Genomic DNA, 23579 nt, shown 5'->3' with positions numbered 1-23579 from the left:
TGATGGCTCAGATCCCCAGCATGCGTCGCAGGGATCCAGGATCGGTGCCGCTGTCGGCAAAGTCGTCGAAGGCGCGCTCGGTCACGTGGATGATGTGGTCGCGGATGAAGGCGGCGCCCTCCCGTGCGCCGTCTTCCGGGTGCTTCAGGCAGCACTCCCACTCCAGCACCGCCCAGCCGGGGAAGTCGTACTGCGCGAACTTCGAGAAGATCGCCTTGAAGTCGATCTGCCCATCACCGAGCGAGCGGAACCGCCCCGGACGATCAATCCAGTCCTGGTAGCCGCCATAGACGCCACTGCGCGCACTGGTGCGGTACTCCGCGTCCTTGACGTGGAAGATGCCGATACGGTCGTGATAGCGGTCGATGAAGCCCAGGTAGTCCATCTGCTGCAGCAGCAGGTGGCTGGGGTCGTACAGGATCTTGGCGCGGGGGTGGTGGTCCACCACGTCGAGGAAGCGCTCGAAGGTCGCGCCGTCATGCAGGTCCTCGCCCGGGTGGATCTCGAAGCACAGGTCCACGTCGCAGGCGTCGAAGGCATCCAGGATGGGGCGCCAGCGACGGCCGAGTTCGGCGAAGGCTTCTTCCACCAGCCCGGGCGGGCGTTGCGGCCACGGATAGAAATAGGGCCAGGCCAGCGCCCCGGAGAACGTGGCATGCGCTGTCAGTCCCAGGCGCTGGCTGGCCTTGGCGGCCAGCAGCAACTGCTCCACCGCCCAAACCTGGCGGGCGGCCGGATCGCCGCGTTTGTCGGGCGGCGCGAATCCGTCGAACAGGCTGTCGTAGGCGGGATGGACGGCGACCAGCTGCCCTTGCAGGTGGGTGGACAGCTCGGTGATCTGCACACCATGTTCGGCCAGCATGCCGGCGACGTCGTCGCAGTAGGCCTGGCTGCGGGCCGCCTCGGCCAGATCGAACAGGTGGGGCGCGCTGGTGGGGACTTGTACGCCAGAATAGCCCAGGCCTGCGGCCCACTTGGCCAGCGTGTCCAACCGATCAAATGGAGGTGTGTCGCCGATGAACTGCGCCAGGAACAGCGCTGGACCCTTGAGCGTCTTCAACGTGATTCACTCTCGATGCAATCGATTGCATTATCCTAGCAGGGGCTTTCGCAGGACGCGTTGTGCAGTGCACAGCGGACATAAACACTAACGCCATGGCAACCATCTACGACATCGCAAAACACGTCGGCGTCTCCGCCGGCACGGTGTCGCGGGCGCTGTCCCGGCCGGAAAAAGTCCTGCCGGCCACGCGTACCCGCATCGAGCAGGCGGCCGCCGCACTCGGCTATGTGCCCAACACGGTTGCCCGCACGCTCAAGACCCAGCGCAGCGGCAAGATCCTGGTCACCGTCCCGGACATCGCCAATCCGTTCTTCGCCCAGATCCTGCAGGGTGCGGAGGACGCCGCGCAGGCCGTTGGCTACGCCGTCCTGCTGGGGGATACCCAGCATCAACCCGACCGCGAGGAGCGCTACGCGCAGATGCTCCGGCGCAACGAGGCCGACGGTCTGATCGTGCTGGGGCATCGCCTTCCGCCGACGGCGCGCGCGATCGTCCAGCAGCTGGGCGCCGCTGCGCCGGTGGTCAATGGATGCGAGTTCGATCCTGCGCTCGGCATTCCCAGTGTCCACATCGACAACGCGGCTGCCGCGCGCGCCGTGATGGACCACCTGTATGGACTGGGGCACGAGCGCATCGCCGTGGTGGGCGGGCCGCCCGACAATCCCCTCCACCAGCAACGGCTCGAAGGGGTCCGGGCCGCCGGCAGGGCGCGCGGCCGCCTGCGCCACCTGAGCGTGGTGCCGGGCGACTTTTCCGTGGAATCCGGCCATGCGGCGGGCATGGCGCTGCTGGCCCGCGCGCCGATGCCGACCGCGGTGTTCTGCTTCAGCGACCAGATGGCGCTGGGCGTCCTGGCGGCCTGCCGGGATCTGGGCATCCGGGTGCCGGGTGATCTGTCCGTCGTCGGCTTCGACGACCTGGCATCGTCGCGGTATCTCACGCCGCCGTTGACGACCATCCGGCAACCGATGCGGGAGATCGGTGCCCGCGCGGTCAACCTGCTGCTCGCCATCATCGAACGTGTCGACGTGCCGCTTCAGCAGACGCTGGATTTCAGCTTGATGCTGCGCGGCTCGACGGCTGCGCCCGCACCACATCCACTACCATGGGCCACCCGTCAGGATGCGCCCGCATGTCCCTAGTGATCCCCGCGTTGCCCAAGCCGCCCACCGCCCGCATCGCGGCCTGGGTACTGATTCTGCTGGGGATGTGGCTGACCCTGAAGCTGGGCCTGGTGGTGACCTTGCTGTCGGGCCTGCTGGTGTTTCACCTGACCCATCTGCTGGCCTCCACCGTGGAGGGAAAGCTGCCGCCCGGGCGCGCACGCGCCTATTCGGTGATCGTGCTGTCGGCGCTGATCATCGGCGTGCTGACCCTCGCGGCAATCGGCATCGCCTCGTTTTTCCGCACTGAAACCGGTGGGCCGGATGCGCTGCTGATGCGGCTGATGGACATCCTCAATACCTCGCGCCACCAGGTGCCGGACCTGCTGCAGCCGTACCTCCCTGAAGACCTGCAGGCGCTGCGCACGGCGATGAACGACTGGGCCGCCACCCACCGCCAGCAGCTGGGCATCGCCGGCACCTCGGCCGTGCAGATCAGCGTGCGGATCCTGATCGGCATGGTGCTGGGCGCGATGATCGCGCTCTACGACGAGCTGCCCCTGCCGAAAATGGGGCCGCTGGCGCGCGAGCTGATCGGCCGCACCAGCCGCCTGGCCACGGCCTTCCGCCAGGTGGTGTTCGCGCAGGTGAAGATCTCCCTGCTCAATACGCTGTTCACCGCCATCTTCCTGCTCGGGGTGCTGCCGCTGTTCGGCGTCCACCTGCCGCTGTCCAAGACACTGGTGCTGATCACCTTCCTGGCCGGCCTGCTGCCGGTGGTGGGCAATATCATCTCCAACACCGTCATCACCATCGTGGCGCTGTCGGTGTCCTTCTACGTCGCCGTGGTCGCACTGCTGTATCTGGTGGTCATCCACAAGCTGGAGTATTTCCTCAACGCGCGCATCGTCGGTGGCGAAATCCAGGCGCGGGCGTGGGAGCTGCTGCTGGCGATGCTGGTGATGGAAGCCGCCTTCGGTCTGCCGGGCCTGGTCGCGGCGCCGGTGTTCTACGCCTACATCAAGCGCGAACTGCTGGACCAGCGCTGGATCTGAGCCAGCCGGCTGCCCGGCGAACGGATGTGAGGGCAGGGCTGCCCTAGAGCTTCAGGTTCAATGACACGTAGGCCGAGCGCCCCGGTGCCGGCGAGAACATCGGCTGGTCATCGCCGCCCCAGAAGAAGGTGTCGTACCACGCATAGGCGTAGTCGCGGCCGGTCAGGTTCTTGACCTGCACATCGACACTCAGCCGCTCGGACAGCTGGTACGACGCGCTGGCATCGAGCACCGCGAAGGCGCCGAATTTTCCCTGCGTGTTGCGCTCTTCAATGTAGTAATCGCCCTGCATCCGGCCCTGCAGCCCGAAGCTCCAGCGTTCGTCGGTGCGGTAGTCGAGCCCGAGGTTGCTGATGTAGCGCGGCGTGGCGATGACCTCGTTGCCGGCGAGGGCGGTGCCGTCGGTGGTGAACGCGCGGACCACCTTGGCCTGCTGGATCGCGTGCGAGGCCCACAGCGTCCAGTGCTCGCCCAGACGCGAGCTGAACTGCAGATCGACGCCTTCGCGACGGGTCTGGCCCAGGCCGACCGAGGTACCGGTGGCCGGCATGTTGGCGACTTCGTCGGTGGCATCCTGGCGCCACACCGCGAGGCGCGCGTCGGTGCCGACGGCCGGGGTGAACTTGATGCCCACTTCCTTGCCGGTATTGATCGAGGGCCGGAACGTGTCCTGGCCGGTGGTGAGGTACGCCGGTGCGGTGGAACCGGTCAGCACCTGGAACGTCCTGCCCCAGTTGGCATAGACGTTGAGCGCGGGGGTGATCGCATAGACCACGCTCAGCTTGGGTTGTTCGATGGTGCCGTAGCGCTGCAGCGGGGCGGTGATGCCACCGGGCAGGCGGGTGCTGCCGGAGAAGCGGTCGACGCGGTAGGCCGGCACGATCTTCAACGCAGGCGTGGGCTGGTACACGGCCTGCACGTACGCACCGACGTTGTCCAGGGTGTAGCGATCATCGTTCTGGATCCGCGCCGGGGTCGAGAAATCGGTGGGAACGGAATGGGCGTAGCGCAGGCGACGGTAGGTGTTGTCCTGATGCTCGGCGTTCAGCCCGCCTTCGACCGTCAGCGAAGGCGTGGCCGCCCAGGTCAGCGTGCTGAGCAGGCCGGTCTGTTTTTCATCCCACTGGCGGCGCTGGCGCGGCGCGTTGCCGGGCACGTAACTGGTGAACGTCACCTGCCGGTCGTCCTCGTAACGGTTGTAGTACAGCTTGTTGCTGACGTGCACCGTATCGCTGAGCTGCAGATCCAGATGGGTGCTGAGGTGGCGCATGTCGCGGTCGTCGGCGTCGTTGGCATTCTTGAGCGCCGATCCGCGGCGGTCGGTGGCCAACTCTTCAGCCGTCATGAAGCCGGGCTCGTCGGCCTCGTGGTGGTACACGCGCGCGATCAGGCCGAGGTTGAACAGGTCACCGTCGCCGCTGTAGAACCACTTGCCGCCCAGCGAGTACTTTTTCGAACGGTCATGATCGCGGTAGCCATCGGAGGCCTGTGACGCCAGGAAGTAGTTCTGGGCGACACCGTTCGCTTCGCGACCGATCGCGACCTGCGCTTCGCGGGTGTTGTAGCTGCCGTAGGTGAGTCGCGCATCGGTGTAGTTGCCACCCTGGCGGGTGCCGAGGTTGATGTTGCCGCCGATGTTGTGCAGGCCGTAGCGCGGGTCGTTGGTGCCGCGCACGACCTCGATGTAGTCGATGTCCAGCGGAAACACCATGTCGATGAAGCGCTGGTTGCCGCTGTTGACGTTGCTGGGAATGCCGTCGATCAGGATCTTGATGCCGTTGAGGTAGCCCTCGCCATTGAACGCGCGGAAGGTGGCCTTGCCGGACTCCGCGCCCTGGCGGGTTTCGGTCAGCTGCATGCCCGGCATCTGGCCGAGCAGTTCCCAGCTGTTGGAGACGTTCTTCTCATGCACCTGGTCGCCGCCCATCACATCCACCGAGGTCAGCACGCGGTTCGCGGCGAGGGGACGACGGGAGCCTTCCCGCACGTGCACGCTGCCCAGGGTGATTGCCGCATCGCTGGACTGCGCGCGCGCTTCGCCGACGCACGGGGTCGCCAGCACGGCGGACACCATTGCCTTGGTTCTCATCTAGTTGTGCCTTTCAGTAGCCGTGAGGACAGGGGTAGGGCGAGCGGACGGAGTCACTCGCTGAGCGGGCGACAACAAAAGCAATAATATAACATTGCATTAATGTTCGCTTCCCTTTGATCTCCGGCAGGCGCCGCATGCTTGATGGGCCCTTCGATCGGGTCTATAAGGCGCACGAAGGGCGCCGCCGACCGGGCCGCCCATGGCGATCGGTGGTGACCTCATGACCCAGCCCAAAGCCCGTACGACCCCGCGCGCTGCCGCAGCCAGCGAGCCGTCCGCCTCACAGCAGATCGATGCGCGCATCCAGTCGCTGGATGATTGGCGGGGCGAGACCCTGGCGCGCATCCGCAGCCTGATCCACGAGGTCGATCCGGCCGTGGTGGAAACCTGGAAGTGGCGAGGCGTGCCCGTGTGGGAGCACGACGGCATCCTGTGCACCGGCGAGACTTACAAAGCGGCCGTGAAGCTGACCTTCGCCAAGGGCGCGGCGTTGCCCGATCCGAAGGGGCTGTTCAATGCGAGCCTGGAGGGCAACACCCGCCGCGCCATCGATCTGCACGAGGGCGAAACGATCAACGCGACCGCATTCAAGGCACTGATCCACGCCGCGGTCGCGCGCAACCGGGCAGCGAAGCCCCCCGCCGCTGCAGCGCGTGCGAAGGCGAGCCCGCGCTCTGCCTGAATCATCACGACCTCCTGCACTGGAACACGCCGCGCGATTCGGCAACGATGAAGGGCTGGGCGAGGCGGCAGCGATGCGGCCGGCCCATTCCCCCCCAACGTTTCCAGGATGTGCCTGTGCTGAGTGTGATCGGCTGTTTGCTTGCGTTGTATCTGGTATGGCGGCTGATCTGGCCGTTGCGGTTGCCGCGTCCGGTCCGGCTCGCACTGGGCCTGCTGGTGGTGGCGCTGGCGCTGCACCACCGGATCGTGGCGCAGTTCGCCGGGACCATGGCCTCGCCCGAGATTCCCAAAGCGGTGATCGCGGTGCTTGCGACCGGGTTCACCACGCTGCTGATCAGTGCGGTGTTCGTGCTTGTGCTGGATGCGCTGCTGCTGATCGCGCGACTGGTGCGGGCGCGGCGCGTGTTGCCGATGCTGCGTGCGCCGTGGCTGCGCCCTGCGGCGGGAACACTGGCGTTGCTGCTATCGCCCTACGGTATCTGGCAGGGCATGGCGGTCCCCAAGCCGCGCCAGATCGAGGTGGCCATCGACGGACTACCGGCCGCGTTCGATGGCTATCGCGTGCTCCAGCTCACCGACATCCACGCCAGCCGCCTGCTCACCGGTGCGTGGGTCGAGAAGGTGGTGGCCGAGAGCAACGCCCTGCATCCGGACCTGGTGGTGATCACCGGTGATCTGATCGATGGCACTGTCAGCGCCCGCGCCAACGACTTCGCGCCCTTGGCCAGACTGCAGGCACCCGATGGCGTCATCGCGATCACCGGCAACCACGAGTACTACGCGCAGTACGCCGAGTGGATGCAGGCGTTCCGGGGGCAGGGCATGCAGGTGCTGGAAAACAGCCACACCCGGGTCCAGCGCCAGGGCGCCACGCTGACCATCGCCGGCGTCACCGATCCGGTGGCCGCGCGTTACGGCCTGCCCATGCCGGACCTCGCCACCGCGCTCGCCGGGGCAGACCCGCAGGCGCCGGTGATCCTGCTCGACCATCGCCCGGTGGAGGCGCGCGCCAATGCCGCGAAGGGCGTGGCGCTGCAGCTCTCCGGCCACACCCATGGCGGCCACATCGTCGGCATGGACCAGCTGGTCAAGCGCGCCAACGGCGGCTATGTGTCCGGCCGCTACGAGGTGGATGGCATGACGTTGTATGTCAGCAACGGTGCCGGACTGTGGCCGGGCTTCGCGGCACGTATCGGCGTGCCGTCGGAGATCACGCTGATTAAGCTGCGCCAGGGCACGGCCAGCCGCACCGCAACTGAACGCCCCGGCTTGGCAAGCCCGCAGGGAATTGCGACGCTTGCGCGCTGATAGGGCGGAAGAACGCGGATGAAAGCAATGCGCAACGTGCTGGGAACGATGATGGTGCTGGCCACCACCGGTGGCTGTGCGCTGCACGGCGATGCGCTGCGCAGTACACCCGCGACGGCAGTGCCGGCGGCAGGCGTGGTCCTGCCCGATACCGAGAGCTGGAGCGTGCATGATCCGGCCGGGCGCGACTATCCGATCTGGGTGGCGCTGCCGGCCAGCTACGCGCAGCACCCGGAGCGGCGCTACCCGGTGCTGTTCGTCACCGACGCGCTGTACAGTTTTCCGCTGGTGCGCAGCGTGCGCAACCTGGTGGGGCAGGGCGGTGCCAACCTGGAAGATTTCATCCTGGTCGGGCTGCCGCCGCAGCAGGGGCTGACCTCCAAGCAGAGCCGCTCGCGCGACTACACGCCCACCCAGCCGCAACGCAGTGCCGACGATGACTACAGCGACGACGTGGTCTACGGTGGTGCCGCGCACTACCGCGATTTCCTGGCCACGCACGTGTTGCCCGCGGTGGACGCGCGCTCCCGTACCGATCCGGCGCGGCGCAGTTTCGCCGGGCATTCCTACGGGGGGCTGTTCGGCACCTATGTGCTGCTCACGCGCCCGCAGATGTTCCAGACCTACATCCTGTCCAGCCCTTCGCTGTGGTTCGACGGGCACTATATCGACCGCCTTGAACAGGACTACGCGGAGCAGCACCGCGCACTGCCGGCACGGGTACTGCTGGCGATCGGCAGTGAAGAGACGCCCACGCCCGATGCCGTAGACGGCCCGCGCAACGACATGGTGCGCGATACGCAGGCATTCGCCGATCGCCTGCGCCAGCGCGGCTACCAGGGGCTGCAGGTAGACAATCGCGTGGTGCCGGGCGAAGACCACCTCACCGTGTACCCCAGCACGCTCACCCGCGCGCTGCTGCAGGTTTACCCGGGCACCGGACCGTACAACGGGGGCTGAGCATGCGGACCGTGCGCACCGTTTCCTGCAGCGATATCGCGTTGGCCAGTTCCGGTGCCAGCGCGTGTGCCACGGCCATGCGCAGCATCGCTGGGCTGACGTGGCGGCGGTGCACCCGGTTGATCGCCGCCATGTAGAGGCGGCCGAACGCGTTGAGCGTGCGCACCCGGGTGCCCAGCGCGATCACCACTGCGCCATCGTTCAGCACCTGCACGCGTACGCACGAGCGGAACTGCAGGTGGCGGTCGTCGGCGCCGAGCAGGACTTCGGCGCTGCGGTCGGCGGCGTCGGTGGCCTGGGCATGCACCGGGAAGCGACCGGCGAAACGCTCGCCGGGCCCGTCGGACAGCAGCGAGGACACCGGGCAGCCCAGCGACGAGGTGCGCAGCCGCAAGGGGGTCACCAGTACGTTGCGCAGGGCCATCAGCCGGCCCACGCCCGGCGGTGGGTTGCGGACGAATCCCTCCAGCACCGCTTCCAGCAGCGCACGCGCCGAGTGCCCGCCGATGCTGTGGGCGGGCAGGGTGACATAGGTGTAATCCTGGTGGTCGAAGCCCTGCGGCAACGCCTGCTGCAGCAGTGAATCGGCCGGCGCTGCGGGTTGCGTGCCCAGCGTGCCGCATGGCGCGCACTGCCCGATGTAGCCATGGGTAGGGCGCAACCGCGCCAGGCCGCTGCGCACCCGGCCGACCAGGTTGCGGCTGCCGGCGCACCAGCGAGCCAGTACCGAAGCGGCTGGCGCGCGCAGCGACAGCGTCACCCGCGGAAGCTGGTCCAGGTCGCTCTGGTCAAGCAGGTGCTGCAACGCCGGCGGCAGGGTCTCGGTCAATGAGGGGATGTCGGCGGCGCCTGCATCGATGCGTGCACGTTGCGCATCGCTCAATGCGCCACTGCGCTCATCGGCATGGCAGGACAGCGCGAACAGCGCCGCGTGCCGGGGATGACGCGACACGAACTGGTGCCAGGTACCGCTGCCGAAGCGCACAGTGAACAGGCAGTCCGGCGGCACGTCGATGCAGCGCAGGGCGCGCACGAAGGCGGCCGGGTCCTGCTGCAGTTGTGCGTCGGACACGGTGGAAAAACGCAGCTGTGCGCCGCCGCTGCCGGCAATGGCGGTGAACATGCGCGGGCCGGCATGGCGATGGAACGGATGCCCGGTGCGGCCTACCGAGAACGAATACAGCGACGACGCGTCGCCGTGCGCCAAGTGCATGCCCCCCAGCCGCGCGGAGGGTTCGTCCAGTGCATCAACGAAGCACGGATGCTGCGCCTGGCGCAGGCCCGCGTCGCGCAGCAGCGCATCGCCGGCACCGATCCCGAGCTGGGCGATCAACGCCACCTCGACCGGGCTGCCATCGCCGCAGGAGGGCAGGCTGATGCTGGGAAACGAACGACTCACGTGCGCGATGTCCTGCATGCCGATCTCCTTGTCGTTGGGTCGCTCAGCTCACGCGGTGGGTTTGCGGCGGGCACGGGCACGGCTTTCACGCTGCAGCGGGCCGCCCACCGGACAGACCTCGGCGGCCCACGCGAACAGGGTATTGGCCAGCGTGTCGGGCACCTGCCGGAAGTACACGAACTGGCCGCGCTTCTCGCGCTCGATGAGCCCGGCGTCTTCCAGGATGCGCAGGTGGCTGGACAGCGCCGGCTTGCTGAAATCGAAGCGCTCGCCCAGCTCGCCCGCGCTCAACTCGCCGCCATTGAGGTAGGCCAGGATCTGCCGGCGTGCGGTGGAGGCGAGGGCTTCGAAGATGCGGTCCATGGGTGGTAATTAACTAATTCGTTAACTGATGGTGTTCCGTTGGCGGGCGCCTGTCAAGCGCCTGCGCGGTCGGGACGACGCCCCGGCACGGCGTGAAGGCCAGGACAGCGACCCTCCACGGCACGGTCACTGCCATCGGCCGACGCTGGCAGCCTGACCCCAACCCGGATCCGCCATGACCACGCTGACACTGCCCGAACTGGCCAAGAAGATGGCCAACATCGACTTCACCATGCTGCAGACCCATGCCGACAGCGGCGAGATCGCGGCGCGGCCGATGAGCAACAACGGTGATGTGGACTACGACGGCGACAGCTGGTTCTTCACCACCGAAGACACCGACATGGTCCGCGAGATCACGCACGACCCGAAGGTCGCGCTGAGCTTCACCGGCAGCAAGTCGCTGCTGGGCAAGCCGCCGCTGTTCGTGGCGGTGCAGGGCAGGGCGACCCTGATCCGCGACAAGGCGGTGATGCAGCAGCATTGGGTGAAAGATCTGGAGCGCTGGTTCGCGCAGGGGGTGGATAGCCCTGGGCTGGTTCTGATCCAGGTGGCTGCGGCGCGCATCCATTACTGGGATGGGGAAGACCAGGGCGAAATCCTGCGCTGAAGGAGGCACGCATGGCCGCGTCGCGTATACCGAAGATCGGGTGTGCCGGCTGGTCCATCCCCAGCCGCTACGCCACGCACTTCGGGCCCGGCGACAGCCTGTTGGCGCGCTATGCCACGCGCTTTGACGTGGTGGAGATCAACTCCTCGTTCTACCGGCCGCACCAACGCGCGACCTACGCGCGCTGGGCGGCCACCGTACCGGCCAACTTTCGCTTCTCGGTAAAGCTGCCGCGGACCATCTCGCACGATTCCGGACTGGTCGGCGTGGGTCCACTGTTGGACCGCTTCCTGGACGAGGTGGGTGGACTGGGGCGTACGTTGGGCGCCCTGCTGCTGCAGTTGCCGCCATCGCTGGCACTGGACATGCGCCGCGCCGGAAGCTTTTTCCGCGCGCTGCGTCGACGCACCCCGGTGCCTGTGGTCTGCGAGCCCCGCCATGCCAGTTGGTTCAGCACGCAGGCCGATGCGCTGCTGCAGCGCCACGCGATTTCCCGGGCCGCGGTGGATCCGGCGCGCGTTGCCGCCGCCGCGCTGCCGGGCGGCGCGCAGGGCGGGCACTACTGGCGCTGGCACGGTTCGCCGCGCATGTACTACAGCGACTACCCCGATGCCGCATTGGCCTCTCTGGCGGCAGAGGTCGTGCAGCAGCCCGGGCAGGCGCAGGCACCGTGGGTGATCTTCGACAACACCGCCCACGGCTTTGCGATCGCCAATGCCCTGCGCCTGAAGGAGATAACCACGCATGCCTGAAGGTCCTTCCATCGTCATCCTGCGCGAAGCGGCCGCCAAGTTCCGCGGCAAGACCGTGCGGCTGGCCACCGGCAACAGCTCGCTCGACCTCACCCGCATGGAAGGCCGCCGCGTGGTCGCGCTGCGCAGCTGGGGCAAGCACTTCCTGATCGAGTTCCGCGGCTTCAGCCTGCGCGTGCACATGCTGATGTTCGGCAGCTACCGCATCGATGAGCGCAAGCCGTCGCCACCGCGGGTGTCGCTGCAGTTCGACAACGGCGAGCTCAACATCTATGCCTCGTCGGCGAAGTACATCGAAGGTGCGCTGGCGGACACCTACGATTGGCGCGGCGATGTAATGGATCCGGCGTGGGATCCGACACTGGCGCGACGTAAACTCAAGCAGCAGCCGGAGACGTTGATCTGCGACGCGCTGCTGGACCAGGACATCTTTGCCGGCGTGGGCAACATCATCAAGAACGAGGTGCTGTTCCGCACGCGTGTGCATCCCGAATCCACGGTGGGCGCGCTGCCACCGCGCAAGCTCGGCGAGGTCATCAAACAGGCGCGGCAGTACAGTTTCGACTTCCTGGAGTGGAAACGGCAGTTCGTGCTGCGCCAGCACTGGCTGGTCCACACCAAACGCAGCTGTCCCCACTGCGGTGGCCCGCTCAGCAAGACCTACCCGGGCACGACCCGGCGGCGGACGTTCTTCTGCCCGGTCTGCCAGGTGCGCTACGGCGCCGTGCCCGCCGTGCGCAAGGCCACTTCGACGCCACGCAAGGCGGCGCCGAGGCGTTCAGCCAGGTCTGTACGCATGGCGTAGGATGGGGTCACACGTGCTTGCGCACGTCCTGCGCGATCGACACCTGATCGCCCCCGCTCCTTTCTCCGAGCCCTTCATGCCGATCCCGGAATGAAGGCTCCCGTGTCCCACGGAGCGCACATGCCGGGCTATACCACCCGCATCCTCACCATCCCGGTCGGCGGCCACGACTTCCGCATCCGCGCGCTCAGCGACCTGCAGCAGTTCTCCGATCCCACCGGGCGTGCCGAGCGCGCCGGCATCCATTCTTCGCTGTGGAGCCTGTTCGGCCAGATCTGGCCGGCCGGCCGCGCATTGGCCGACACCATGAGCCACTTCGACGTGGCCGGTAAACGCATCCTCGAGCTGGGCTGCGGGCTGGGCCTGTCCAGCCTGGTGCTCGCGCATCGCGGGGCGGACGTTGTTGCGACCGATCACCATCCCCTGGCCGAATCGTTCCTGGCCTACAACGCGGGGCTCAACAACCTTCCCGCCGTCAGCTATCGCGACCTTCCCTGGGAAGTCCCCGATGGCTCACTCGGCCGCTTCGACCTGATCATCGGCAGTGACATCCTCTACGAGCGGGGGCATGCCCATCAGGTCGCGGCAATGATGCTGCGGCATGCCAAGCCTGATGCCGAGCTGCTGATCACCGACCCCGGCCGCGGCAACGTCGGGTCGTTCTCGCGCGGCATGGCCCTGCAGGGCTTTGACGTGACCGAAGAACTGGGGCTGTTCGAGGATGAGGGCAATGCGCCGGGCAATGGCCGGTTGCTGAGCTATCGGCGGGGTGCGGTCCGACCGGTGGCTGTGGCCTGAGCGCGGGCAGGGCGCGTTGCGACAACGCCGCGCTCCCGTGACGCGGCGTGCAGATCGGCTGTCGTAGGCTGTCGCCGTCCAGATGCGGCCGAGGCGGCCGGGAGTAGCCCGATGCGATTTCTTCCGCTGTCGCTCCGCGACGGCCTGCGCGTCCACAGGAAGCTCGCTTGAGCCCGGCGCCCACCGCGTCCGGGACGCGCCCACGTACGCGCTCGATGATCATCGCCGGCCTGTCGACGGTGGTGGAGTGGTACGACTTCACGCTCTACCTGTACCTGGCCACGGTACTGTCCCGCGTGTTTTTCGGCGGTGGCGAGAATGCACTGCTGGCCACGCTCGCTGGGTTCGCGGTCTCGTACCTGATGCGTCCGTTGGGGGCCCTGGTGTTCGGCCATCTCGGCGACCGCTTCGGTCGACGCTACATGCTGCTGGCCTCGATGCTGCTGATGACCGTGGCGATGCTCGCCACCGCCCTGCTGCCCACCTTCGAGAGCATCGGTGCCGCTGCCGGTGTGCTGTTGCTGCTGCTGCGCTGCCTGATGGCGTTCTCGGTGGGCGGCGAGTACACGGGCGTGGTCGCGTATCTGCTGGAAACCGCGCCGGTGCGCCGTCGCGGGCTGGTGACCTCGCTGGCCTCGGCCGCGAGCGAAGTAGGGGCATTGCTCGCGGTCGCGCTGTCGGCGCTGACGGTCGCGCTGCTCAGTACGGCGCAGCTGGATGGCTGGGGCTGGCGCATTCCGTTCTTCGTCGGGGCGGCACTGGCCGGTGCGATCCTGCTGGCACGCTCGACCATGCACGAGTCGCCCGAGTTCGAGCGGCAGCAGGCCGAAGGCACCGTGCCGGCGTCGCCGATCCGCGATACCTGGCGCCACCACAAGCCCGCCATTGCACGCACGTTCGCGATCTCCGCGTTGGGCTCGATCACCTATTACGTCGGCATCACCTATGTGCCCGCGTTCCTGGGCTCGGCCGGCCAGGTCGGTGAATCGGAAGCGCTGTGGCTGTCCACCGTCGCGGCGGTGGCGGTGATCGTCGTGACCCCGCTGGCCGGTGCGTTGTCGGACCGGGTCGGGCGCCGTCCGGTGTTGATCGCATTGGCTTTGCTGTCGGCCCTGCTGCCGCTGACGATGTTCTCGGTGATGGCCGGCGGCAGTACCGTGGCGATCGGCCTGGCGGCGGTGGTGCTGGCCTGCCTCGCGGGTGGCGTGAGCGCGGTGGCGGCCCCCGCCACGGCCGAGCAGTTCCCGGGCGAAGGGCGGCTCAGTGGCCTGGCGCTGGGCGTCACCATGGCGACCGCGTTCTTCGGTGGAGCAACGCCGTTGCTGGCCGAGCTGCTGGTGCGGCATACCGGCTGGTCGTCCGCGCCCGGCGCGATGATCGCGGTGGTCGCGGTGCTGGTGCTGCCGGTGATGTGGACGCTGCGCGAGACGCGGCCCCGGTAGTGCCGGCCGCTGGCCGGCGCCACGCAGCGTGTTGAGAAGGTAGTGCCGGCCGCTGGCCGGCTCTGCGCGATGTCGGAATCCTCGAGGAGCCGGCCAGCGGCCGGCACTACCTGTGTGCGGTGGGCGGGAAAAAGAACGGGCCGCCCGAAGGCGACCCGTTCGTTCAACACCGCGATGTCGTCAGGCCTCAGTACTTCCAGCGCAGGCTCAACGCGACGAAGCGCGGTTCGCCGTAGTTGTTGTAATCCAGGTTGGCCCAGTAGGTCTTGTCCAGCGCGTTGCGCACGCTGAGGGTGGCCGTCCAGCTGTCGCTGATGCGGTAGTTGGCATTGAACTGCACCAGCGCGTAGGCCGGCTGGTTCACCGTCACCGTGCCGCCGAGCGGATAGGGGATGTTGTAGCCCTGCACCTTGCTCTGCCACTGCACGCCCGCGCCCACGCTCAGGCGCTCCAGCGCGCCGCGCAGCCGCACCTGGGTGTTGAGCTGCAGCAGATCTTCGGCCGGGTTGGCGTACAGCAGATCGGTGGCCGCGCGGGTCACCTTGACGTGGGTGAAGCCGGCATTCACCGTCCAGCCCGGCAGGATCTCGCCGTTGACGTCCACTTCCCAGCCGCGTGCCTTGGTGCCGTTGATGCCGATGTAGGCCGAGCTGCCATCGCTGAGCGAGCGCTCCGGCACGCTCGTATCGAGTACCGCGTAGTTGTCCTGCTTGGCCTCGAACACCGCCGCGTTGGCGGTCAGGCGACCGTCGAACCACTGCGACTTGATGCCTGCTTCCAGATTGGAACCTTCCACCGGCGCCAGCAGGTTTTCGTTGCGGTCCTTGTAGTTCTGCGGGTTGAAGATTTCGGTGTAGCTGGCATAGGCGGCTACCTGCGGGGTGATGTCGTACACCAGGCCCACATAGGGCGTGACTTCATCGGTCACTTTGTAGGCGCCGCTGGTGCCGGTGTATGCACCGGCCGCGTTGTAGGCACGGGTCAACGTTTCCCAGCGGCTCAGGCGCGCGCCGGCAATCAAGGCCAGCGGATCGGCGAGGCGCAGGCGGGTGGCCACGTAGACGCCGCTCTGCGTGGTCTTGGCGACGCGGCGTGCGCCGGTACGCGAGTAGGTCACCTCGGAGATGTCGCCATCCCACGCGCGGATGTCCGGGATGTAGTAGCAGCGCTCGGTTCCGCACCGTGCCCAGTCGGTGGGGTAGCGCAGCGCGATGGTGTTCGTGGTGCCCTCGATATCCGCCCACTGGCCGCCCACGGTCAGGTCGTGTTCGCGGCCGAACAGGGTGAAGGTGCCACTCAGATAGGCATCGACGTTGCGACGGGTGTCTTCCGAATCGCCGGCGGCGGTGCGCAGGAAAATGCCCGCGCCGGTGGCAGGATCGGGGTAGCCGCTGCCGTACACGCGCACGTTCTGCACGTTGCCCTGGGTGTAGGCGGTGTTGATCTTCAGCAGCCAGTTCTCGCCGAAGCGCTGTTCCAGGTTCGCGAACGCGGTGCTGGTCTCGCGCTGCCAGTAGCTCCACTTCGGAGCGACGTTGGTCGAGCGCGGCAGGTGCGCGAAGTTGCCCTGGCTGTCGAAGAAGGGCACGGTGCCCCAGGTCGAACCGACCGGATTGTTGTCCTGGGTCTGGTAACCCACGGTCAGCGTGGTGCTGTCGGTCAGGTCGCCTTCCAGCACGGCCATGCCGGCCATCTTGTTCTCGTGGTAACGGTCGTAGTACAGATCACGGTCGGTGTAGGCGGCGACCACGCGGCTGCGGAACCGGCCATCGGCAGTCAGCGGCGCGGTGACATCGGCTTCCATGCGCTGGTAGTCCCAGCTGCCGGCGCTCACTGCGAAGGAGGCATCGAATTCCTTGCCCGGTCGCTTGCGCAGCAGGTTGACCGTGGCCGACGGCACGCCGGCCCCGCTCAGCAGGCCGTTGGCGCCGCGGATCACTTCAACGCGATCGTAGAAGGCGGTGTCGTATTCCTGGTTGGTCGAGCCGCTGTAGGTGGGGATGCCGTCCACCTGGAAATCGGTGATGGCAAAGCCGCGCGCGTAGTACAGCGGGCGCTGGGTGTCATAGAAGGAGACGCTGACGCCGGTGACGTTGCGCATCACGTCGTTGATGCTGAACAACGATTCGTCCTGCAGCCGCTGCAGGCCGATCGAGGTCGCCGACTGCGGGGTTTCCTGCAGGCTGATCGGCAGACGCGTGGTGCTCGAGGGCATCGCGCGTGCACCGACCACGCTGACTTTGTCCAGGGTCTTGGCATCGGCACTGCCGCTGGCGTCGGCCAGCGCGTCGGCGAAGGCCTGCGGAGCGGTCAGCGACAGGGCGGAAAGCAGGGCCAGGGCCAGCGGGGCACGGCGGGAACGGAGCGGGTGGGCGCGGAGGGACATGGGGGTCTCTGGACGGGCAGTAAGGAATGAGGGCAACAGGCAGGCAACACCGGCGCACAGGCGCCAGGCACGGGGCAGATCCATCCTGGGAAAGGGCAGGGTGTGGGGCAGCCTGCGGTGCGTAAATGTAAATCGTTCTCAGTCGCTTTACAATTCTTGAACAAAACGGCGCGCCGGCGTAGGAGGCGACCGGGCGCGGGAGACCCCCAAAACGCAACCGGCCACCGCGAGGGTGGCCGGAGGGAAACCGTGGCGAGGACCCGCAGGCCCCGCCGGTGCAGGCTTACAGTGCCTGCAGTTCTTCGTTGGCGTTGCGCTTGGCCTCGGCCGGCTTGGCGGCCGGCGGCGGGGTCAGCATCACCGCCGGGCTGGTCGCGCCTTCCCGCGGCACGTCCAGGTAGGGCAGCTTCAGCGTCTCGCTGGTCAGGCGGCGGATCTCGTTGGTCAGCGTGGGACTGTCGTTGAGCTTGCGGCCATACGAAGGCACGATTTCCTTCAGGCGTGCTTCCCAGCCCGCGGCCATCTGCTCGGGGAAGGCCTTCTTGAGCAGGTCGAGCATGATCGGCGGCGAGGTCGAGGCGCCCGGCGAGGCGCCGAGCAGGGCGGCCAGGGTGTGGTCCTGATCGGTCACGATCTCGGTACCGAACTGCAGGATCGGGCCCTTTTCCGGGTCATTCTTGATGATCTGCACGCGCTGGCCGGCGGTGACCAGTTTCCAGTCCTCACGCTTGGCGTTCGGGTAGTACTTGACCAGCTCGGCCTGGCGGTCGTCATCGTTCAGGCGCGCCTGGCCCATCAGGTACTTCACCAGGTCCAGGTTATCCAGGCCCACGTCCATCATGCCGGCCACGTTGTTGTGGTTGACCGAGGAATACAGGTCGAACCACGAGCCATGCTTGAGGAATTTGGTGCTGTACAGCGCGAACGGCCCGAACAGCACCACCGGCTTGCCATCCAGCTTGCGCGCATCCAGGTGCGGCACCGACATCGGCGGCGAGCCGGTTTCGGCCATGCCATAGGCCTTCACCGAATGACGCCCGGCGATCGCCGGCGACTGGAAGGCCAGGAACTGGCCCCCCACCGGGAAACCGGCGTAGTTCTTCGATTCCGGAATGCCCGACAGCTGCAGCAGCTTGAGCGCGGCGCCACCGGCACCGATGAAGACGAAGCGCGACTTGAGGGTGGATTCGGTGTCCGAGGCCAGGTCCTTGACCGTGACGTTCCAGCTCTTGTCGTCGTTCTGGCGCAGGGCGCGCACTTCATGGTTGAGGTGCAGCGTGAAGTTCGGGCTGCGTTGCAGGCCGGCGGTGAGCTGGCGGGTGATCACCCCGAAGTTCACGTCGGTGCCCAGCGGCATCCAGGTCGCGGCGACCTTCTGCTTCGGGTCGCGGCCTTCCATCAGCAGCGGTGCCCACTGCTTGATCTGCGCGGCGTCCTCGGAGTACTGCATGCCGTAGAACGGCGGGTTCTTGACCAGCGCCTGCTGGCGCTTGTGCAGGTAGGCGATGTTCTCATCGCCCCAGACGAAGCTCATGTGCGGGGTCGGATTGATGAAGTCGCTGGGCTGGCTCAGGCGGCCTTCGCGGACCTGGTGCGACCAGAACTGGCGCGAGATCTCGAACTGCTCGGCGATGCCGACCGCACGTTTGGTCTCGATGCTGCCATCGGGCAGTTCCGGGGTGTAGTTCAGCTCGGCGAACGCGGAATGGCCGGTACCGGCGTTGTTCCAGCCGTCCGAACTTTCCAGTGCGACCCCGTCCAGGCGCTCATAGACCTGGATGTTCCAGTCCGGTTGCAGCTCCTGCAGGAAGGTGGCGAGCGTGATGCTCATGATGCCGCCGCCGACCAGGACGACGTCGACCGGCTTGTCGTTGCCGGCAGCCGGGACCGAACGCTGATGCAGCGGCCAGTACAGGAACAGTGCCGCTGCCAACAGCAACACCACGAGCAGGCCGAGGACGACCTTCGCTAGTTTTTTCATGGGGATCTCAGGTAGGGAGACATGGGAAGGATGCCGCCGCTGCCGGGAACGCCCGTGAAGACGGGCGTCACAGCGGTACCTTGGAGGCGATTTTAGCCCTTTCCGGTACGGATTTGGTGCAACGCAGCATCCGGTGGGTGTGCCGCGCCGGGTCAGTCGCTGGCCAAGGTGAAGTATTCAAGAAGGAAATAGCTGGCTTGATAGATCAGCGCTATCAGGGCCAGTGCCAGGTGGGCGCGGCGCTGGCGCAGGACGATGCCTAGCCCGGCGATCGCCAGCATCACCACCGTGTGGACCCAGTAGGCGTCGCCGAGCATCTGCCAGCGGCTGTGGCCCTTGATGGCGGTATCGATCAGATCGAGCAGGGTGACCAGCGCCAGCATCCCGAAGAAGCCGCCGCGCCGTTGCAGCAGGTAATTCTCATAGCTGCCGAACTCGCGCACGTCGTCGGGAAACAGCAGGACGCAGAGCATGTACCAGGCGGCGCAGTAGGCGATCACGAACAGATACAGCTCGAAGGTCCACTGCCGCACCTGCCCCAGGCGGAACTCCCACCACCAGAAGGTCACCACCGAGATCAGCGCCCAGACCACCCAGCACAGGTGGATCCACGACCAGCCGCGGCGTTTCGGGTGCTCGATGATGCCCGCCAGGCCACGCAGCAGGGTGGTGATGCTCAGGCCGAGGATGATGCTGAGCACCACCCGGATGTGCAGGTAGACCGGATCGCTGTCCATCGAGACCCCCACGGCTGGATGGGCCGATCCTGCACCGGGCGGGGTCGCTGGCCTGTGTAGAGCCGGGCTGGGCCGCCGCTTTACCGCTTCCGCCGCACCAGTGTCGCCGAGGCCGCCAGTACCGCGCGGGTCAGCAGCGCCATCGTCTGCACGTCGCCCTTCCAGTGCTGCCAGTACAGCGGCACGTCTTCCCAGGCGCGCTGTTTCATGTGCACCAGCCGGCCGGCATCGAGATGGCGCTTGACCAGCGGCAGCGGGTTCATGGTCCAGCCCAGCCCGCCGAGGTTGGCCTGGACGAACGCGCGGGTGGAGGGAATCCACCAGGTCGGCGCGGTCAGCGGCAGGTCGTTGCCGGCCAGGCGGCGGGCGAACCGGGCCTGCATGTCGTCCTTGCGGTTGAACACCAGCACCGGCGCCTGGGCCAGCGACTGCGCGTTGACGCCCTTGGCGAAGTACTGCTCATGGAAGGCCGGGGTGCAGGTGGCCGCATAGCGGATGCTGCCCAATGCGTGGATCTGGCAGCCCTGCACCGGCTCGTCCAGCGTGGTCACCGCGCCCAGCACGGCGCCCTGGCGGAGCAGGGCCACGGTGTGGTCCTGGTCTTCCGAGCGCAGGTCCAGCGTGGTGCCGGTCTGCCGTGCGAACTGCAGGGCGGCCTCGGGGAACCAGGTTTCCAGGCTGTCATGGTTCACCGCCACCGGGATGCTGGCGTGGGGCAGGTCCTCATCGGCGATGCCCATCCGGTGCAGGGCATCGTGCTCGAGCAGGGCGGTCTGCTCGGCCAGCTGGACCAGCACCTGGCCCTCGGTGGTGGCCACCGCCGGGGACGAGCGCTTGACCAGCAGGCGGCCGACCCGGTCCTCCAGCGCCTTGACCCGCTGGGAGACCGCCGAGGCGGTGACATTGAGCGACTGCGCGGCACGCTCGAAGCTGCCTTCGCGGATCACGGCGGCCAGGGCACGGAGCTGGGCATGGTCGATGCGCATGATCTTAAGTTCTGCTAAAGATGGTTAAGTAAGTTTAGCTCTACTTTTTAATGTTGCGGCGCGACAATATGCGCCATCCGGTGCTGTACGCCTTGGCGAGGCACCGCCCCCCAGCAAGACACAGGTGGTATCCCATGTTTTCGATCCTTTCCGGCGGCGCCGGTCTGAGCGCGTGGCTCAGTGGTGCCGCAACCGGCATCGGCCTGTTCGCGGTGGTCGGCGCGCAGAGTGCGTTCATCCTGCGCCAGGGCATCCTGCGCAAGCACATCATTCCGGTGGTGGCCACGTGTGCCGCCATCGATGGCATCTTCATCTTCGCCAGCGTGGCCGGCCTGCGCACGCTGACCCAGGCGGTGCCGTGGCTTACCACGGTGGTGCTGTGGGGCGGTGTCGCCTTCCTGGCCTGGTATGCCTGGCAGTCGGCGCGACGCGCGCTGGCCGGTGGCGGCGGCATGCACGTGGACGACGGCGACAGCACCTCGCGCCGCGCGGTGCTGATATCGGCGGTCGGGTTCTCGCTGATCAACCCGCACTTCTGGCTGGACATGATGGTCATCGGTGGCATCGCCGAGAACTTCGGCAACGCACGTATGGCCTTCGCCGCCGGCGTGTTCACCGCCAGCTGCCTGTGGCTCACCGCCCAGGGCCTGGGCGCACGCCTGCTGGCCCCGTTGTTCACCAAGCCCAAAACCTGGCGCATCCTCGACGGCACCATCGCGGTGATCCTGTCGATCCTGGCGCTCAGCCTCGCGTTCCGCGGCATGCATTGAACTCTCTCCTCGATGCAGGCCCTGGAGATGGCACCGTTCGCGGTGCCATTTTTTTTGGCGGACGCGACAGGCTCCTTTTTCCTGCCCGGCGGTAGGAAAACGCCGCTGGTTGACCCGCCGAGCTTGCGCCTAGAATCGCCCTTCCGGACACGATGTCCAGTGGAGCAGGGGGGAAGGATGAAGCGTGCATGCGTGTGGGGAATGACCGCGCTGTTGGCCATGACGGGCCAGGCCGGTGCGGTGGACCTGGAGCACTATCTGCGCCGGGATACGTTTACGGACATCAAGATCTCGCCGACCGGCGCGTTCTATGCGGCCACCATTCCGATGGAGGACCGCACCGGGCTGGCGATCATGCGGCGCGAGGACGGCAAGCTGATCGGCTCGTTCGTTCCGCCCAAGAACAACCACGCCAATGACTTCGATTGGGTCAACGACCAGCGCGTCCTGATCGGGTTGGCGGAGAAGTTCGGCTCGCTGGACGAGCCGCAGCCGACCGGCGAACTGTTCGGTATCAATGCCGACGGCGGGCGGGGCGAGCTGCTGATCGGCTACCGCGTGCAGAGCCGCGGCCCGGGCACGCGCATCCAGCCGAAGAAGGTCGAAGCGGTGGCGGCCTTCATGATCGATGCGTTGCCCGACCAGGACCGCCGCGTGCTGGTCAAGGTGATGCCGTTCTCGGTCGATCCGTTCACCTCGGCCGAGCGCCTGGACGTCAACAGCGGCCAGCGCACGACGGTGGCACGCGCGCCGGTGCAGCGGGCTGATTTCGTCGCCGATGGCAAGGGGGAAGTGCGTTTCGCCGACGGCGCCGCCAGTGACAACGTCAACAAGCTGTACTACCGCGACGGCGCCGGGGCAGCCTGGAAAATGATCAACGATCAAGGCGTCAGCCAACGGATCGAGCGGGCGCTGGGCTTCTCCGAGGATGGCAGGCTGGCCTATCTGCTGGTCGAGCAGCCCAGTGGCCCGGACACGATCGTGTCGTGGAACCCGGCGACCGACGAGCGCCGCGAACTGCTGCGCGACGCGGTGGTCGACCCGGCCAGGGTGATCTACCGGCGCGGGACCTCGATCCCGATCGGCGCGCTGTACCTGGGCGACACGCCGCGCACCCGCTTCATCGATGAGACTTCGGCCGATGCCCGCCTGCAGCGCAGCCTGGAGCAGGCCTTCAGCGGCCAAGCGGTGTTCATTACCTCGTCCTCGCGCGACGGCAGGCTGGCGATGGTGCAGGTCTGGTCGGGGAGCAATCCCGGCGACTTCTACGTGTTCGATACGCAGGCCAAGAAGGCCGATCTGGTGGTGAGCCGCAGCCAGTGGGTGGATCCGGACACCACGGCCGTGGTGCAGCCGATCGCGCTGAAGGCCCGCGACGGGATGCCGCTGCACGGGTTCGTTACCCGTCCCAGGGGCAGCGAGGGCAAGCGCCTGCCGATGGTCGTCATGCCGCATGGGGGGCCCTTCTTCGTGTACGACGACGGCGCCTATGACATGGACAGCCAGCTGCTGGCCGCCGCCGGTTATGCGGTGCTGCAGGTCAACTTCCGGGGCTCGTCCAACTTCGGCCGGGCCCATGCCAATGCCGGCAGCCGGGAATGGGGCGGCGCCATGCAGGACGACCTGACCGACGCCACCCGCTGGGCGGTAGCCGAAGGCATCGCCGATGGCGCGAAGATCTGCATGTATGGTGCGAGCTATGGCGGCTATGCGGCCTTGATGGGCGTGGCCAAGGAGCCGTCGCTGTACGCGTGTGCGGCCGGCTATGTCGGGGTCTATGACCTGCCGATCATGTACACCACCGGCGACATCCAGCGCCGTGGCTCGGGCGAGACCTATCTCAGGGAATGGGTGGGCGACCGCACGGCACTGGCGGCGGTATCGCCGGTGAACCTGGCCGAGCGGATCAAAGTGCCGGTATTCCTGGCCGCCGGTGGCGAAGATGAGCGCGCGCCGATCCTGCACACCCGGCGGATGGAAGCGGCATTGAAGAAGGCCGGCGTGCCGGTGGAGACGCTGTACTACCCCACCGAAGGCCATGGCTTCTACACCGACCCGCATCGCCGCGAGTACTACACCAGGCTGCTGGCCTTCCTGTCGCGCAGCCTGGGCGGCAGCACCGCTGCTGCTGCAGCGGCCGAGCCGGCCAAGCGCTAGGCGCCAGGCAAGGCGCGAAACGAGAACGGCATCGCAAGGTGCCGTTGTCGTGCCACCCACCTTCCGGTAGGCCGGACCACGCTCGGGCAAGGCCATCGCGGACACCGCCGCACCGCAGTGCATCCGAC

Annotated in this window: 20 protein-coding genes; 12 read left to right on the top strand and 8 right to left on the bottom strand. The window is 67.2% G+C overall.

All coding sequences use genetic code 11. The features are described from left to right. Window positions 1-7 precede the first annotated feature (7 nt). Entirely contained in the window at window positions 8-1060 is a 1053-nt protein-coding gene (locus HDC96_RS08540; protein WP_179459527.1) for a sugar phosphate isomerase/epimerase family protein, read from the bottom strand. A gap of 95 nt (window positions 1061-1155) precedes the next feature. Here HDC96_RS08540 and HDC96_RS08535 point away from each other — a divergent pair, with 95 nt between their 5' ends. Together HDC96_RS08535 and HDC96_RS08530 are read left to right on the top strand one after the other, a co-directional pair. After that, on the top strand, window positions 1156-2205 hold the full coding sequence (locus HDC96_RS08535; protein ID WP_179459526.1) for a LacI family DNA-binding transcriptional regulator: 1050 nt from the start codon (window positions 1156-1158) through the stop codon (window positions 2203-2205). Beyond that, window positions 2196-3221 carry an AI-2E family transporter gene (locus tag HDC96_RS08530; protein WP_179459525.1) on the top strand — a complete coding sequence of 342 codons (1026 nt, stop codon included), beginning with the start codon at window positions 2196-2198 and terminating at the stop codon, window positions 3219-3221. Before HDC96_RS08535 ends, HDC96_RS08530 begins: the two co-directional genes overlap by 10 nt. A 43-nt stretch (window positions 3222-3264) precedes the next feature. Here HDC96_RS08530 and HDC96_RS08525 read toward each other — a convergent pair whose 3' ends face one another. Next, window positions 3265-5310, bottom strand: coding sequence for a TonB-dependent receptor (locus HDC96_RS08525; RefSeq protein ID WP_179459524.1), 2046 nt, complete (start codon window positions 5308-5310; stop codon window positions 3265-3267). A gap of 223 nt (window positions 5311-5533) precedes the next feature. Between HDC96_RS08525 and HDC96_RS08520 the strand changes: the two genes are divergently transcribed. The 3 genes from HDC96_RS08520 to HDC96_RS08510 all read left to right on the top strand — a co-directional run bounded on the left by HDC96_RS08520 (window position 5534) and on the right by HDC96_RS08510 (window position 8265). Beyond that, window positions 5534-5995, top strand: coding sequence for a DUF1801 domain-containing protein (locus tag HDC96_RS08520; RefSeq protein ID WP_179459523.1), 462 nt, complete (start codon window positions 5534-5536; stop codon window positions 5993-5995). Between the two features lie 116 nt (window positions 5996-6111). Further along, window positions 6112-7305 (top strand): metallophosphoesterase, encoded by a 1194-nt coding sequence (locus tag HDC96_RS08515; protein ID WP_343203003.1) that lies wholly within the window; start codon window positions 6112-6114, stop codon window positions 7303-7305. A gap of 18 nt (window positions 7306-7323) precedes the next feature. After that, window positions 7324-8265: an alpha/beta hydrolase-fold protein gene (locus tag HDC96_RS08510; RefSeq protein ID WP_179459522.1), complete on the top strand. Its 942-nt coding sequence runs from the start codon at window positions 7324-7326 to the stop codon at window positions 8263-8265. On the opposite strand, the gene HDC96_RS08505 is transcribed toward HDC96_RS08510, so the two are convergent. Both HDC96_RS08505 and HDC96_RS08500 read right to left on the bottom strand, forming a co-directional pair. Then, window positions 8210-9664: a DUF2867 domain-containing protein gene (locus HDC96_RS08505; RefSeq protein ID WP_343203002.1), complete on the bottom strand. Its 1455-nt coding sequence runs from the start codon at window positions 9662-9664 to the stop codon at window positions 8210-8212. The genes HDC96_RS08510 and HDC96_RS08505 overlap by 56 nt on opposite strands. Before the next feature lie 48 nt (window positions 9665-9712). Further along, entirely contained in the window at window positions 9713-10027 is a 315-nt protein-coding gene (locus HDC96_RS08500; protein ID WP_016922200.1) for a metalloregulator ArsR/SmtB family transcription factor, read from the bottom strand. A 175-nt stretch (window positions 10028-10202) separates the two neighbouring features. Between HDC96_RS08500 and HDC96_RS08495 the strand changes: the two genes are divergently transcribed. The 5 genes from HDC96_RS08495 (at window position 10203) to HDC96_RS08475 (ending at window position 14434) form a co-directional block, all read left to right on the top strand. Continuing rightward, complete coding sequence (locus HDC96_RS08495) at window positions 10203-10637, top strand: pyridoxamine 5'-phosphate oxidase family protein (RefSeq protein ID WP_176990092.1); 435 nt, start codon at window positions 10203-10205, stop codon at window positions 10635-10637. An 11-nt stretch (window positions 10638-10648) separates the two neighbouring features. Continuing rightward, window positions 10649-11389, top strand: a complete 741-nt coding sequence (locus HDC96_RS08490) for a DUF72 domain-containing protein (protein ID WP_179459520.1) — start codon at window positions 10649-10651, stop codon at window positions 11387-11389. Next, window positions 11382-12194, top strand: coding sequence for a DNA-formamidopyrimidine glycosylase family protein (locus HDC96_RS08485; protein ID WP_179459519.1), 813 nt, complete (start codon window positions 11382-11384; stop codon window positions 12192-12194). The genes HDC96_RS08490 and HDC96_RS08485 overlap by 8 nt, the downstream gene beginning before the upstream one ends. Before the next feature lie 120 nt (window positions 12195-12314). After that, window positions 12315-12992: a methyltransferase domain-containing protein gene (locus HDC96_RS08480; protein WP_179459518.1), complete on the top strand. Its 678-nt coding sequence runs from the start codon at window positions 12315-12317 to the stop codon at window positions 12990-12992. A gap of 215 nt (window positions 12993-13207) precedes the next feature. Next, a complete protein-coding gene (locus tag HDC96_RS08475; protein WP_179459660.1) occupies window positions 13208-14434 on the top strand; it encodes an MFS transporter in 1227 nt (408 codons plus the stop codon). Window positions 14435-14621: 187 nt separating this feature from the next. Here HDC96_RS08475 and HDC96_RS08470 read toward each other — a convergent pair whose 3' ends face one another. From HDC96_RS08470 to HDC96_RS08455, 4 genes are all read right to left on the bottom strand, one after another. Further along, complete coding sequence (locus tag HDC96_RS08470; RefSeq protein ID WP_179459517.1) at window positions 14622-16820, bottom strand: TonB-dependent siderophore receptor; 2199 nt, start codon at window positions 16818-16820, stop codon at window positions 14622-14624. 283 nt (window positions 16821-17103) lie between these two features. After that, entirely contained in the window at window positions 17104-18801 is a 1698-nt protein-coding gene (gene mqo / locus HDC96_RS08465; RefSeq protein ID WP_179459516.1) for a malate dehydrogenase (quinone), read from the bottom strand. Between the two features lie 152 nt (window positions 18802-18953). Continuing rightward, entirely contained in the window at window positions 18954-19538 is a 585-nt protein-coding gene (locus tag HDC96_RS08460; protein ID WP_179459515.1) for a hypothetical protein, read from the bottom strand. 80 nt (window positions 19539-19618) lie between these two features. Continuing rightward, window positions 19619-20524, bottom strand: a complete 906-nt coding sequence (locus HDC96_RS08455; protein ID WP_176990085.1) for a LysR family transcriptional regulator ArgP — start codon at window positions 20522-20524, stop codon at window positions 19619-19621. A gap of 134 nt (window positions 20525-20658) precedes the next feature. Between HDC96_RS08455 and HDC96_RS08450 the strand changes: the two genes are divergently transcribed. Then, a complete protein-coding gene (locus tag HDC96_RS08450) occupies window positions 20659-21294 on the top strand; it encodes a LysE family transporter (protein ID WP_179459514.1) in 636 nt (211 codons plus the stop codon). A 177-nt stretch (window positions 21295-21471) separates the two neighbouring features. Next, a complete protein-coding gene (locus HDC96_RS08445) occupies window positions 21472-23451 on the top strand; it encodes a S9 family peptidase (RefSeq protein WP_257018616.1) in 1980 nt (659 codons plus the stop codon). The last annotated feature ends 128 nt before the right edge of the window (window positions 23452-23579 follow it).

The sequence above is a fragment of the Stenotrophomonas sp. JAI102 genome (assembly GCF_013409105.1).
GTDB lineage: Bacteria > Pseudomonadota > Gammaproteobacteria > Xanthomonadales > Xanthomonadaceae > Stenotrophomonas > Stenotrophomonas maltophilia_AA.
This window is presented reverse-complemented; position numbering and strand designations above follow the sequence as displayed.